The sequence below is a fragment of the Kitasatospora sp. NPDC059648 genome, from assembly GCF_042734825.1.
In the GTDB taxonomy this organism is placed as follows: Bacteria; Actinomycetota; Actinomycetes; order Streptomycetales; family Streptomycetaceae; genus Kitasatospora.
This window is the reverse complement of the sequence record NZ_JBHWDU010000142.1, coordinates 1-12,210: the sequence shown is the minus strand read 5'-3', so window position 1 is coordinate 12,210 and position 12,210 is coordinate 1. Positions and strand designations below refer to the sequence as shown.

At 73.8% G+C, this 12,210-nt stretch carries 11 protein-coding genes and 1 pseudogene; 5 read left to right on the top strand and 7 right to left on the bottom strand.

Annotation, left to right across the window (positions count from 1 at the left end; all coding sequences use genetic code 11):
- Positions 1-80 precede the first annotated feature (80 nt).
- The 3 genes and pseudogenes from ACFV1W_RS38610 to ACFV1W_RS38600 form a co-directional block, all read right to left on the bottom strand.
- Positions 81-1,439: a uracil-xanthine permease family protein gene (locus tag ACFV1W_RS38610; RefSeq protein WP_380422032.1), complete on the bottom strand. Its 1,359-nt coding sequence runs from the start codon at positions 1,437-1,439 to the stop codon at positions 81-83.
- Positions 1,440-1,578: 139 nt separating this feature from the next.
- Positions 1,579-2,066 (bottom strand): annotated as a pseudogene (locus tag ACFV1W_RS38605) (PP2C family protein-serine/threonine phosphatase); the annotation flags it as partial.
- A gap of 130 nt (positions 2,067-2,196) precedes the next feature.
- A complete protein-coding gene (locus ACFV1W_RS38600) occupies positions 2,197-3,102 on the bottom strand; it encodes a PIG-L family deacetylase (protein ID WP_380422031.1) in 906 nt (301 codons plus the stop codon).
- A gap of 240 nt (positions 3,103-3,342) precedes the next feature.
- Here ACFV1W_RS38600 and ACFV1W_RS38595 point away from each other — a divergent pair, with 240 nt between their 5' ends.
- Entirely contained in the window at positions 3,343-4,059 is a 717-nt protein-coding gene (locus ACFV1W_RS38595) for a ricin-type beta-trefoil lectin domain protein (protein WP_380422029.1), read from the top strand.
- A 532-nt stretch (positions 4,060-4,591) separates the two neighbouring features.
- Positions 4,592-5,002 (top strand): hypothetical protein, encoded by a 411-nt coding sequence (locus ACFV1W_RS38590; protein ID WP_380422028.1) that lies wholly within the window; start codon positions 4,592-4,594, stop codon positions 5,000-5,002.
- A 221-nt stretch (positions 5,003-5,223) separates the two neighbouring features.
- On the opposite strand, the gene ACFV1W_RS38585 is transcribed toward ACFV1W_RS38590, so the two are convergent.
- Positions 5,224-5,826 carry a MarR family winged helix-turn-helix transcriptional regulator gene (locus ACFV1W_RS38585; RefSeq protein WP_380422027.1) on the bottom strand — a complete coding sequence of 201 codons (603 nt, stop codon included), beginning with the start codon at positions 5,824-5,826 and terminating at the stop codon, positions 5,224-5,226.
- A 196-nt stretch (positions 5,827-6,022) separates the two neighbouring features.
- Between ACFV1W_RS38585 and ACFV1W_RS38580 the strand changes: the two genes are divergently transcribed.
- The 3 genes from ACFV1W_RS38580 to ACFV1W_RS38570 all read left to right on the top strand — a co-directional run bounded on the left by ACFV1W_RS38580 (position 6,023) and on the right by ACFV1W_RS38570 (position 8,781).
- Positions 6,023-7,222, top strand: coding sequence for a cytochrome P450 (locus ACFV1W_RS38580; protein ID WP_380422025.1), 1,200 nt, complete (start codon positions 6,023-6,025; stop codon positions 7,220-7,222).
- 93 nt (positions 7,223-7,315) lie between these two features.
- Positions 7,316-7,525 (top strand): ferredoxin, encoded by a 210-nt coding sequence (locus tag ACFV1W_RS38575; protein ID WP_380422024.1) that lies wholly within the window; start codon positions 7,316-7,318, stop codon positions 7,523-7,525.
- Complete coding sequence (locus ACFV1W_RS38570) at positions 7,522-8,781, top strand: NAD(P)/FAD-dependent oxidoreductase (protein WP_380422023.1); 1,260 nt, start codon at positions 7,522-7,524, stop codon at positions 8,779-8,781. Before ACFV1W_RS38575 ends, ACFV1W_RS38570 begins: the two co-directional genes overlap by 4 nt.
- Before the next feature lie 67 nt (positions 8,782-8,848).
- On the opposite strand, the gene rfbB is transcribed toward ACFV1W_RS38570, so the two are convergent.
- From rfbB to ACFV1W_RS38555, 3 genes are all read right to left on the bottom strand, one after another.
- Positions 8,849-9,826, bottom strand: coding sequence for a dTDP-glucose 4,6-dehydratase (rfbB, locus tag ACFV1W_RS38565; RefSeq protein ID WP_380422021.1), 978 nt, complete (start codon positions 9,824-9,826; stop codon positions 8,849-8,851).
- A gap of 42 nt (positions 9,827-9,868) precedes the next feature.
- A complete protein-coding gene (rfbA, locus tag ACFV1W_RS38560; protein WP_380422019.1) occupies positions 9,869-10,771 on the bottom strand; it encodes a glucose-1-phosphate thymidylyltransferase RfbA in 903 nt (300 codons plus the stop codon).
- Positions 10,772-10,838: 67 nt separating this feature from the next.
- On the bottom strand, positions 10,839-12,053 hold the full coding sequence (locus ACFV1W_RS38555; protein ID WP_380422018.1) for a nucleotide disphospho-sugar-binding domain-containing protein: 1,215 nt from the start codon (positions 12,051-12,053) through the stop codon (positions 10,839-10,841).
- Between the last annotated feature and the right edge of the window lie 157 nt (positions 12,054-12,210).

Sequence of the window (12,210 nt, the reverse complement as noted above, 5' to 3'; positions counted from 1 at the left end):
CGGGGAGATAACTGGCCGCCGTTGGGGAAGACTCCGTGGCCGCCAGCGGGGAGAACTCATGGCCGCCTACGGGGAGACCTTCAAGGCCGTTGACAGTCCAGCAGCGGTTCCTGGGTCTTGAGGTGCGCGGGAGCCAGCGCCCGCAGCGCGTGGTAGCCGGTGATGACGACCAGGGTGCCGAGCGCGATCCCGCTGAGGCTGAAGGTGTCGGTGAACTTCAGCGTCACGTTGCCGATGCCGATGATGATGCCCGCCGCCGCCGGCACCAGGTTCAGCGGGTTGCGCAGGTCCACCTTGGACTTGATCCAGATCTGCGCGCCGAGCAGGCCGATCATGCCGTACAGGATGACCGTGATCCCGCCGAGCACCCCGCCGGGGATCGCGGCCACGACCGCGCCGAACTTCGGGCAGATGCCGAACAGCAGCGCGAACCCGGCCGCCGCCCAGTAGGCGGCCGTGGAGTAGACCCGGGTGGCGGCCATGACGCCGATGTTCTCGGAGTAGGTGGTGTTCGGCGGGCCGCCGAGGGCGGTGGAGAGCACCGAGCCGACGCCGTCGGCGGAGATCGCGGTGCCGAGCTTGTCGTCCAGGTTCTCGCCCGTCATCTCGCCGACCGCCTTGACGTGCCCGGCGTTCTCGGCGACCAGCGCGATCACCACGGGCAGCGCGACCAGGACGGCCGACCACTGGAAGGAGGGGCCGTGGAAGGCGGGCAGGCCGATCCAGTCGGCCCTGCCGACGCCGGAGAGGTCCAGGCGCCAGTGGTCGGTCATGTGCCCGCCGCCGTCCACCGAGTGGATCTTGCCGAAGACGCGGTCGAACACGAAGGAGATCCCGTAGCCGAAGACCAGCCCCAGGAAGATGGCCACCCGCGACCAGAAGCCGCGCAGGCACACCACCGCGAGGCCGGTGAACAGCATCACCAGCAGCGCCGTCCACTGGTCCTGCGGCCAGTACGTGGAGGCGGTCACCGGGGCCAGGTTGAAGCCGATCAGCATGACCACGGCGCCGGTGACGATCGGCGGCATCGTCGCGTGGATGATCCGCGCCCCGAAGTACTGGACCGCCAGGCCCACCAGGAACAGCACCACGCCGACCACGAGCACCGCGCCGGTGACCGTCGCGCTGGTGCCGCCCTGGGCGCGGATCACCGCGGCGACCCCGACGAAGGACAGCGAGCAGCCGAGGTAGCTGGGCACCTTGCCGCGGGTGGCCAGCAGGAAGATCACGGTCGAGACGCCGGACATCATGATCGCCAGGTTGGGGTCCAGCCCCATCAGCACCGGGGCCACGAAGCTCGCGCCGAACATGGCGACCACGTGCTGGGCGCCGAGCCCTGCCGTGCGGGGCCAGGAGAGCCGTTCGTCGGGGCGGACGACCGCTCCCGGTGCGGGCGTGCGCCCGTCACCGTGCAGCTTCCAGCGCACGCCGAGATCCATGTGGGGGTTCCTTCTGTCAACTTTCGGGGGGACTGTCCGCACCATTCTCATGGTCATCCGGCCCCCCGCGCACACCTGTCCCCGCTCCTGACCTGCGCACTCGCGCGGGGAGCGGGGCCGGGGGAGGTGTGACGGCCGGTCAGCCGCAGTGCTCGGCGGCGGCCTTGAGGTCGCCCAGCCAGGCGTCCAGGCCCTGGCGCAGGATCGCGGTGGCGGCCGGGACGTCGTCGTCGAGGGACTGCCCGCGGCGTTCGATCAGCCCGTCGGTGTACGGCAGCAGCGTGGAGCGGGGCGGCAGGGGGTCACAGGCCGTGGCGCGGGGCGGACCGGGGTCCATGCCGATCAGCAGCCCGGCCCCGCCGTCCAGGTAGCGGGTCCCGCCGTTCCAGGTGGTGAGCAGCGGCGGGCAGGTGCCCGGCCGAGGAGTGGTGCAGTTCCCAGGAGCCGTCGTCGCCGCTCCTGGCCAGGGCGTAGACGCAGGTCGCGGTGGAGTGGGGGTTCAGCGTGTGGGTCGCCGGGCGGCTCCCCGCGGTCGACGGCGATGCCGCGCAGCATGTTGCGCAGGGTGCTCATGGCGACGGCGGCGCGCAGGTCGTGGCCGGCCACGTCGCCGATGACCAGCACGGACGCCCATAGGGGGCCACTGCCCAGAAACCCCCGCCTCAAAAGGGCGGACGCCCCGGGCGCCCGGGCCCCGGCGTGGTGCCGGTGGCCGGGCCGGGCGCCGGGGGCGGGGGTGGCGCCGGGGGCGGGGGTGTCAGCGCAGGCCGGCGAACAGGTCCTGCTCGGGCAGCGGCGCGCCGGTGGTGTCGCGGACGCGCACGAAGGTCTCGATGCCCATCAGCTCGGTGAAGCGCTCCTTGCCCATCCGCAGGAAGAAGATGTTCTCGCCCTGGCTGGCGTGGGCGGCCAGCGCGTCGAACTTCTGCCCGCCGTAGGCGCTGGTGTCCACCCAGGTGGTGACCTCCTCGTCGGGCAGCCCGATGGGCGGCAGTTCGGGGGCCTCGACGGCCGATCCCGCCCCGCTCGTCCCGCCGGTGACCTCGCCGGCCTCGGCCGTCTCGGTCGCATCGCCCGCCCCGGCCGGCTCGTCCCAGTCGGCGCCGAACTCCCGCATCGCCTCGCCGAAGCGCTTCATCGCCGAGTGCGGCGCGGTGGTCCAGTACACCTTGGGCGCCAGTTCGGGGGCCAGGTCCAGGGCGGCCATGGTGATGCGGTGGGCCTGGATGTGGTCGGGGTGGCCGTAGAAGCCGTTCTCGTCGTAGGTGACGACGACGTCCGGCCGGTAGTGGCGGACCAGCTCGGCCAGGCGGGCGGCGCCGTCGGCGACGGGGGTGCCCCAGAACGAGCCGGGGGCGTCGTTGGCGGGCCAGCCCATCATCCCGGAGTCGCCGTAGTCGAGCATTTCGAGGTGGTCGACGCCCAGGACGCGGCAGCTGGCCTCCAGTTCCTTGCGGCGCAGGGCGGCCACCGCCTGCGGGTCGTGCCCGTCCTCGCCGGGCTTGACGCCGCCGGGGCCGTCGCCGCAGGCCCCGTCGGTGCAGGTGACGAGGACGGTGCGGATGCCCTCGGCGGCGTAGCGGGCGAGCACGCCGCCGGTACCGGTGGCCTCGTCGTCGGGGTGGGCGTGCACTGCCATCAGCGTCAGGGGCCGGTCGGCCATGGTGTCGTCCTCGCTTCGCTCGGGTGGTCGCCTCCAGTCTGCCGGTCGGGTCCGACAGCCCGCCCCCGGCCCCGTCCCCTCCGGCCGGGCCACCGGCCCTCCGCAAGCTGTCATGAATCGTTTCCGGACAAGCCATTCACCATAGTTGACGCATCCTCACCTCGTCGCCCACGCTGGGCGGCACCAACCACACGATCCACACATCCGGTTGGGCCCCGTCGACCAGAAGGGACCCCTCGTATGCGCCTGCGACGAACCCTCGCCGCCGTGCTGACCACCCTGCTCACCCTGGCGGGCGCCGCCACGTCCTCCACCGCCCAGGCCGAGACCCCCGGCGCCTGCGGCACCGGCCGCGGCGGCCCGATGGCCTCCGCCACCTGCAACAACGTGCCGCCCGGCACGGTCTGGCAGGTCCAGGTGGTCTGCTTCTATATCGTCCAGAGCCAGCCCGTCACCTACTGGGTCGCCGGCAACACCGTGGTCGGCGACGGCACCTCCACCGCCGTGTGCCACCCCGGCGACATCGCCACCGACACCATCCGCCCGGTCGTCATCGGCATGCAGGGCAAGCAGGGCCGCCTGGTCGGCTACGGCGGCAAGTGCGTGGACATCGCCCACGGCAGCAGCACCAACGCCACCCCCGTGCAGATCTACGACTGCAACGGCACCGGCGCCCAGTGGTGGACCCTGGGGCTGGACAGCACCGTCCGCGGCCTGGGCAAGTGCCTGAACGTGGTCTGGGGCAGCGCCTCCAGCCCCAACGGCACCAAGGTCGAGATCTACGACTGCGTCGGCAGCCAGGGCGAGCAGTGGATCCCGCAGCCCGACGGCTCGCTGAAGAACGTGCTCACCGGCAAGTGCCTGGACGAGCTCGGCTTCGACACCTCCAACCGCGCCCAGCTGGGCATCTGGGACTGCAACGGCCTGGCCAACCAGAAGTGGGTCCTCGCGCCCTGAGACCGCCGCCCGCCCGGGTAGCCCGCACGACCCGAACGGGTATTCGCCCCGGCCCACCTGAGTACCTGTACTCAGGTGGGCCCCGGCGCCCGCCTGAAGCATGGGGCCATGCATCATCCGGCAGCGACACCGAGGATCGGCATCACCGCCGTCGGGCCCACCTGCCCGCCCGCCGGCTCACCTCCCAGCAGCTCCAGGACGAGATCGCCGCCCACGCCCGACTCGCCCTGCCCGGGCGGATGCTGGAGAAGGCCACCGGCATCCGCACCCGCCGCTGCGCCGCCGACGGCGAGTCGCCCAGGGCTGGCATCCCCGCCACACCCTCACCGGCTACCACCCCCGACCGGGGCCCGGTGGTCCGTGGGATGGTGCCGGGTGCGTCCGTCGCGCAGTGCGGCTGATGCGTCGCGCCCGCCGCGCGTCGGCGGGCCCGAGCCCGCGGCCCGTCCCAGGGCCGTACTTCCTTCGGCGCGCAGGAGGGCGGAGGCCGGCAGGGGCGGCGCCGGGCAGGGACTGGAGGAGGGGAACCGACATGCTGGTCGCGAGTTTCGACACGTACGGACGGGTAGCGGAGTTCGATCCGGTGACCGGGGCGCTCGGGCCCGAACGGGATGCCGGGCCGGGGCAGGTGAGCCACGGGCACTACGGGCAACTGGCGTGCACCCGTGTGGTGTTCTACCGGGGCGTGGACGGGCTGCGGATCCGGGCGGGGGAGCGCGACATCCGGCTCGACGCCGCCGCCGGCGTCCGGCACCGGGTCGTCGGGCCGGAGTGTGTCCTGGCCGTCGGCCAGGACACCGAGCTGCGCTACCCGGTGCCGCCCGAATGGGCCGGCCTGGAGGACGACCTGACGCCCTTCGCCGAGGCGGAGCACTTCGACCTCGGCCTCTTCGTCGCCAACGTCCTGGCCGCCCCCGCCCGGGCGGCCCGCATCTACCGCTGACGGCCCGCCCGGTACTGGGCGGTGTCGGTGGCGGCCCGGTGCGGAGTGGCTCCGAGGGAGCCGGGGCGGCGGGCGTCTACCGCTGACGGCCCGCCCTGCAGCCCGTCCACCGCCAGGCCGCCCACCACGCCAACACCGCCGCCCGCCTGCCCTGACCCGGCCCGGCCGGGTCCGTCCCGACCGCCGCGCGGCCCCGCGTCAACGCCGGGACGCCGGGCGGCTCAGGACTCCACCACGTCGCGCACCGCGGGACAGCCCTCGGCCGCCGCCCCCACGGCCCCGCCCGCCCCGTCCGCCGGGGGAGCGGAGCCGTCCTCCTCCGGCAGCATCGCGCCCCGCACCCGCTGCACGTAGCGCTCGATCAGGTGGCACAGCACGCCGACCGTCGCGGCGACGTCCGGCTCCGGGACGCCTTCCAGCGCGCTGGTCAGCCCGATGATGTTGGCCTGTTTCAGCCGCTCCAGCATCGCCCGCCCGTCGGGCGTGAGCACCACCCGGCGGGCCCGGCGGTCCAGCGCGTCCGGGGTGCGCTCGACCAGGCGCTGGCCCTCCAGGCGGTCGATCTGCCGGGTGACGTGGGAGGGCTTGACCATCAGTCTGGCGGCCAGGTCGCCGACCCGGCTGGGCCCCTCGGCCTCGGCGAGCGCGCGCAGCAGGTAGACGTCCGAGCGGGCGGCCGTGATGCCGGCCCGGGCGGTGCGGCGTTCGTGCTCCTGGGAGCGGGTCAGCAGGTAGGCCAGCGAGGCCAGTACGGCCTCCAGGTCCGCGGTGGCGTCCGTGGCGGCCTCCGCGGCGGCGGTCCGATCGTCTGCGGCGTCCGACATGGGCGAACTGTAGCGAGCCGGTGCCCACCACCGCTGCGGTGCCGACCGCTGACCGGATTTCGGACAGATTCGGCGCCCACCGGATGGCCTCTTCCACCGCCACGCACCGCGAGTTAGCGTGACGGCGAGTTAGTTGCTTTTGGCACGTAAATGCTCCAGGGTCCCGCTCCACCCCACCCCGAGAAGGGAGCCCCTGATGGCCACCGCCGCCCGGACCCCCCGCTTCACCCACCCCGCCGCCCGCGGCACCTGCCCCTTCGCCCCGCCGCCCGCCTACCAGCAGGCCCAGCGGGAGGAGCCGGTCAGCCGCATCTCCCTGTGGGACGGCAGCACCAGCTGGCTGGTCACCCGCCACGAGGACGTCAAGGCGGTCCTGTCCGACCCCCGCTTCAGCGCCGACGGCACCCGCCCCGGCTTCCCCTTCCTCACCGCGGGCGTCCGGCAACTGAACACCGGCCAGCCCACCTTCATCCGGATGGACGACCCCGAGCACGCCCGCCTGCGCCGGATGCTCACCGGCGAATTCATGATCAAGAAGGTCGAGGCGCTGCGCCCCCGGATCCAGCGCATCGCCGACGACCTGCTCGACCGCATGACCCACTCCCGCACCGAGGCCGACCTGGTCCACGAGTTCGCCCTGCCCCTGCCCTCCCTGGTCATCTGCCTGCTACTCGGCGTCCCCTACCAGGACCACGAGTTCTTCCAGGAGTGCAGCCGCGTCCTGCTGCGCCGCGAATCCTCCGTCGAGGAGGTCGCCACCGCCCAGCACCGCCTGGTCGACTACCTGATCCGGCTCACCGAGTCCAAGCGCACCCACCCCGACGACGGCATCCTCAGCCGCCTGGTGGAACGCGGCGAACTCGACACCGCGGAGATCGGCGCGATGGGCCGGCTGCTGCTCATCGCCGGACACGAGACCACCGCCAACATGACCGCCCTGTCGGTCCTCGCCCTGCTGCGCAACCCCGACCAGCTCGACCACCTGCGCCGCCACCCCGAAGCCGTCACCGGCGCGGTCGAGGAACTGCTGCGCTACCTGACCATCGTGCACTCCGGCCTGACCCGCGTCGCCACCGAGGACGTCGACCTCGGCGCGGTGCGCATCCGGGCCGGCGAAGGCGTCGTCTGCATGATCAGCACCGCCAACCGCGACGAGGACGAGTTCCCGGCCGGCGACGAACTCGACCTGACCCGCGACGCCCGCCGCCACCTCGCCTTCGGCTTCGGCGTCCACCAGTGCCTGGGCCAGCCGCTGGCCCGGCTGGAACTGCAGATCGCCCTCGACACCCTCCTGCGGCGACTGCCCGAACTGCGCCTGGCCGTACCGTTCGAAGACGTCCGCTTCCGCAGCGACATGCTCATCTACGGCGTCCACGAACTGCCGGTCGCCTGGTGACCCCGGGCGCCACCACGCCCGCCCCCACCCGCACCCCCCACCCGCAGGCCCGCCCCCACCCCGACACCAGCCGTGCCCCGAAGGGAGAGCCCCGTGCTCGTCCAGATCGACCAGGACAAGTGCTGCGGCGCCGGACACTGCGTCCTCGCCGCCCCCGACGTCTTCGACCAGCGCGACGAGGACGGCATCGTCGTCCTGCTCGACGCCCGCCCGCCCGCCGGGCTCCACCAGGCCGTCCAGGACGCCGCCGCCGTCTGCCCGGCCGCCGCGATCCAGCTCGACCAGGCCCCGGACCGGGCGTGAACGCACTGCGGGAGGTGGCCGTCGTCGGCGCCGGCGCCGCCGGACTGCACGCCGCCGAGGCGCTGCGCCGGGCCGGCTACGACGGCCGCCTCACCCTCGTCGGAGCCGAGGACGAACCCCCGTACGACCGCCCGCCCCTGTCCAAGCACCTGCTCGACGGCCAGTGGCAACCCGGCGAACTCGCCCTGCGCAGCCCCGACGCACTCGCGGACCTACGGCTCGACCTGCGCCTCGGCGCACCCGCCGAACGCCTGGACCGCCAGGCCCGAACGGTGCACCTCGCCGACGGCCACCGGATCCGCTGCCAGGCCGTCGTCCTCGCCACCGGCGTCCGCCCGCGCCGACTGCCCGGAGCCCTCGCACCGCGGCCCGCGGGCGAGGCGCCGCTGCCCGGCGCCCACGTGCTGCGCACCCTCGCCGACGCCCTCGCCCTGCGCGAGGAACTGCGGCCGGGCGTACGGCTGTTGGTGGCCGGCGGCGGACTGCTCGGCGCCGAGGCGGCGGCCACCGCCGTCGGACTCGGGGCCGAGGTGACCTGGCTGGTGACCGCCGCCGCACCCATGGCCGCCGTCCTGGGCGCCGAGACGGCCGCGCTGCTGACCGGCCTGCACCGCGAACACGGGGTGCGGATCCACCGGGGCACCGCCGCCGCCGTGGTCGAACGGCGCGGCCGGGCCGCCGGCGTGCGGCTGGCCGACGGATCCGAACTGGCCGCCGACGCCGTACTGATGGCGATCGGATCCGAGCCCGCCACCGAGTGGCTGGCCGGCAGCGGCGTGCCTCTGGACGCGGGCGGCGGCGTGGCCTGCGACGCCCACTGCGCCGCCGGCCCCGGCGTCTGGGCGGCCGGCGACGCCGCCTCCTGGCCCGACCCGCGCACCGGCCGCCGCCGACGCCTCGAACAGCGCACCAACGCCACCGAACAGGCCCTGCACGCCGCCCGCGACCTGCTGGCCGGCCCGCACGGCGCCCGGCAGGCCTACGCGCCCGTCCCGTACCTGTGGACCGACCAGTACGGCCTGCGGGTCCAGGCGTTCGGCAGCCCCGGCACCGCCGACCGCTTCGAACCGGTCGACGGCGGCCTTGCCGAGCGCCGCTTCGCCGCCGTCTGCCTGCGCGAGGGCCGGGTCGCCGGCGCGGTCGGCATCGCCTCCGCCCGCGCCCTGCGCCGGCTGCGCGCCCAGGTCGCCGCCCACGCCCCCTGGCCGCCCGCCACCGTCGACGACGCACCCGGCCCGGGCAACGGGCAGCCGTAGCCGGCGGACCCGGCCCCGGCCACCGTGGCCTGCGGGCCGGTGCGCCCGGCGGCCGGATCCGGGGCCGTCACCGCGCCGCCTCGTTGAGCAGCGGCTTCCACCAGCCGGGGTTGTCCCGGTACCAGGCCACCGTCGCCGCCAGGCCCTCCTCGAAGTCGATCCGCGGCGCGTAGCCCAGCTCGGTGCGGATCTTGCCGTCGTCCAGGGAGTACCGCAGGTCGTGGCCCTTGCGGTCGGCCACCTGCTCGACCGCGCTCCAGTCCGCCTCGAACAGTTCCAGCAGCAGCTCGGTGAGCCGCCGGTTGGTCCGCTCGTGGCCGCCGCCGATGTTGTAGACCTCGCCGGCCCGGCCCCTGGTCAGCACCAGGTGCAGCGCCCGGCAGTGGTCGTCCACGTGCAGCCACTCCCGGACGTTGTCGCCGCTGCCGTACAGGGGCAGCCGGCGGCCCTGGAGCAGGTTGGTGGTGAACCGCGGGATCAGCTTCTCCGGGTGCTGGTAGGGCCCGTAGTTGTTGCAGCAGCGGGTGATCGACAGGTCCAGGCCGTGGGTGCGCCAGTAGGAGCGGGCGATCAGGTCGGAGGAGGCCTTCGAGGCCGCGTAGGGGGAGTTGGGCAGCAGCGGGCTCCGCTCCGTCCACGAGCCCTCGTCGATCGATCCGTACACCTCGTCGGTGGAGACGTGCACGACCCGCTGGACGCCGGTGCGCAGGCACGCGTCCAGCAGGGTCTGGGTCCCGGCGACGTTGGTGCGCACGAACTCCGCGGCGGAGTGCAACGAGCGGTCGACGTGCGACTCGGCGGCGAAGTGCAGCACCGCGTCGTGCCCCGGCAGCACCTCCAGCAGCAGCGGAAGGTCGCAGACGTCCCCCTCCGCCAGGGTGAGCCGGGGGTGGCCGAGCGGCAGGTTGGCCCGGTTGCCCGCGTAGGTGAGCTTGTCGACCACCGTGACGTGGGAGGCCTCCTCGCCGGGATAGCCGCCGTCGAGGAGCGTGCGTACGTAGTGGGAGCCGATGAACCCGGCCGCCCCGGTGACCAGGATTCTCATAACGTCCTGTCCTTCCACTGTCGATCGAGGATTGGGTGTCCCTCACTTGGCCGCCAGGGCCTGTTCCAGCCGGGCCCCGGTCGACACCGCAGTGTCCATGACGTACTGGCCGTAGCCCGAACTGGCGAGTGCCTCGCCCAGCCGGTAGCAGGCGTCCACGTCGATGAAGCCCATCCGCAGCGCGACCTCCTCCAGGCAGGCGATGCGGATGCCCTGGTGGCGTTCGAGGGTCTGGATGTACTGGCCGGCGTCCATCAGCGAGTCGTGGGTGCCGGTGTCGAGCCAGGCGAAACCCCGGCCGAGTTCGACCAGTCGGGCCGTGCCCGCCTCCAGGTAGCGCCGGTTGACGTCGGTGATCTCCAGCTCGCCGCGGGCGGACGGGTGCAGCTCGCGCGCGATGTCCACGACGTGGCGGTCGTAGAAGTACAGGCCGGTGACGGCCAGGTTCGACCGCGGGTTCCTGGGCTTCTCCTCGATGGAGACCAGGCGCCCGTAGGCGTCGACCTCGCCGATCCCGTAGCGCTGGGGGTCCGCCACGGGGTAGCCGAAGAGCACGCAGCCCTCGGCGATCGAGGTGTGCGGGCGCAGCAGTTCGGAGAACCGGTTCCCGTGGAAGATGTTGTCGCCCAGGATCAGGGCGCACGGCTCGCCGCCGATGAAATCGGCGCCGAGCGTGAACGCCTCGGCGATGCCGCGCGGCTGGGCCTGCTCGGCGTAGCGGATGTCCAGGCCCAGCGCCGAGCCGTCGCCCAGCAGCCGCTGGAACAGCGGCAGGTCGCGCGGCGCCGAGATGAGGAGGATCTCCCGGATGCCGGCCAGCATGAGCACCGACAGCGGGTAGTACACCATCGGCTTGTCGTAGACGGGCAGTAGTTGTTTGGAGACACCCTGGGTGATCGGGTGCAGCCGGCTTCCGCTTCCGCCGGCGAGGATGATGCCACGCATGGACAGCTGACTCCTTTGCGGGACCGATGCGATCCAGAGGTTTCGAGCCTCCTCCGGGCGCATCGAATCAGCTCGGAGCTCCGGTGGAGTACGCGGCGGCCTCCCCGGCCAGCTGTTCGACGACGGTCGCGGGGGCGGGCATCGCGGCGATCTCGGCGGCGACCGCGGCCGCCCTCTCGTGCACGTCCGCGCCCTCGACCACGGCCGCCACGGCCGCCGTGACGGAGGCGGGGTCGACGGCCAGGTCGGTGCGGACCATCGCCCCCGCCCCGGAGCGCTCGACCTGCGCGCCCCACTGGCGGTGCATCGGGTGGTGGGCCAGGACCAGCTGGGGCACCCCCAGGGCGAGGGCGGTGGTGCCGGTGCCGGTGCCGCCGTGGTGGACCACCGCGTCGCAGGTCGGCAGCAGCACGTTGAGCGGGAAGTTCTCCACCAGGCGGACCCCGGGGGGCAGGTCGCGCAAGGAGGGGTGGGAGGCGTCCTTGACGGTGACCACGGCTTCGCAGCCGCGCCGGAGCAGGGCGTCGAGCAGCGTGCGCTGGAGCGTGTCGCTCCAGATCGAGGAGTCGCCGGAGACGGAGATCCCGGTGGTCAGGCAGACCCGCGGGCCGGACCGCTCCTGCCACAGCCAGTCCGGCACCACGCCCGGGCCGCTGTAGGGGGTGTAGCGCACGTCGATGCGCCGCACGGGCAGCGGCGAGCGCAGGCTCGGCGGGCTCGGGTCGATCCAGGTCGGGGCGGCGGTCAGCGGCTCCGCGCCGTACTTCTCGAACAGAGGGGCGAAGTACGGCAGGATGTGCTCGTCCGCGACGTCGAAGATCCCGTCCGAGGTCGCTCCCCAGATCTGCCCGTACGCGGGCACGCCCAGCACCGCCGCGGCGACCAGCCCGACCAGGGCGCCGGTGTCGTGGACGACCAGTGAGGGGCGCCAGGCGCGCGCCACCGCCACCGCGTCCTCCGCCATCCCCTCGGCGAGCGCGATCATCTTGCGCCCGCCGGCGATCAGCATCTCGCTCTCGGTGGGGGCGAAGTCGCCACCGCCCTGCTCGGCCACCCGGCGCCCCACCTGGGCGAACAGGTCGGCCTTCACCTGCTCGGTGAGGGCGGCGATGCGCTGCTCCTCGCCGACCGCGACGGCCGGCAGGCCGGCCCGGGTGACCTGGTCGACACAGGTCGGCCGCGTGGCGACCAGCACCTCGTGTCCGCCGAGTTGGGCGGCCCAGGCCAGGGGGATCTGCCACTGGACGTGGGACGGCCCCTGCGCCACGAACAGAAAACGCATGACGGGTTCCTCCTGCGACGGTGGGCGGCGGCCGCTGCGGCGCCGCGAGGCGCCGATCGTGCCCCGTCCGGCTTGAGGGGCGCTGGAGGTCCGGCCGACCCGGGCGCGCGGGCACGCGAAGGGGCCGCCGCTTCGGGGGGGGGGGGGGGGGGGGGGG

Bases quoted from the DNA above. Each gene is read 5' to 3' on its own strand.
- ACFV1W_RS38610 (WP_380422032.1), bottom strand. From the start codon at position 1,439: ATGGATCTCGGCGTGCGCTGGAAGCTGCACGGTGACGGGCGCACGCCC.
- ACFV1W_RS38600 (WP_380422031.1), bottom strand. From the start codon at position 3,102: ATGGCCGACCGGCCCCTGACGCTGATGGCAGTGCACGCCCACCCCGAC.
- ACFV1W_RS38595 (WP_380422029.1), top strand. From the start codon at position 3,343: ATGCGCCTGCGACGAACCCTCGCCGCCGTGCTGACCACCCTGCTCACC.
- ACFV1W_RS38590 (WP_380422028.1), top strand. From the start codon at position 4,592: ATGCTGGTCGCGAGTTTCGACACGTACGGACGGGTAGCGGAGTTCGAT.
- ACFV1W_RS38585 (WP_380422027.1), bottom strand. From the start codon at position 5,826: ATGTCGGACGCCGCAGACGATCGGACCGCCGCCGCGGAGGCCGCCACG.
- ACFV1W_RS38580 (WP_380422025.1), top strand. From the start codon at position 6,023: ATGGCCACCGCCGCCCGGACCCCCCGCTTCACCCACCCCGCCGCCCGC.
- rfbB (WP_380422021.1), bottom strand. From the start codon at position 9,826: ATGAGAATCCTGGTCACCGGGGCGGCCGGGTTCATCGGCTCCCACTAC.
- rfbA (WP_380422019.1), bottom strand. From the start codon at position 10,771: ATGCGTGGCATCATCCTCGCCGGCGGAAGCGGAAGCCGGCTGCACCCG.
- ACFV1W_RS38555 (WP_380422018.1), bottom strand. From the start codon at position 12,053: ATGCGTTTTCTGTTCGTGGCGCAGGGGCCGTCCCACGTCCAGTGGCAG.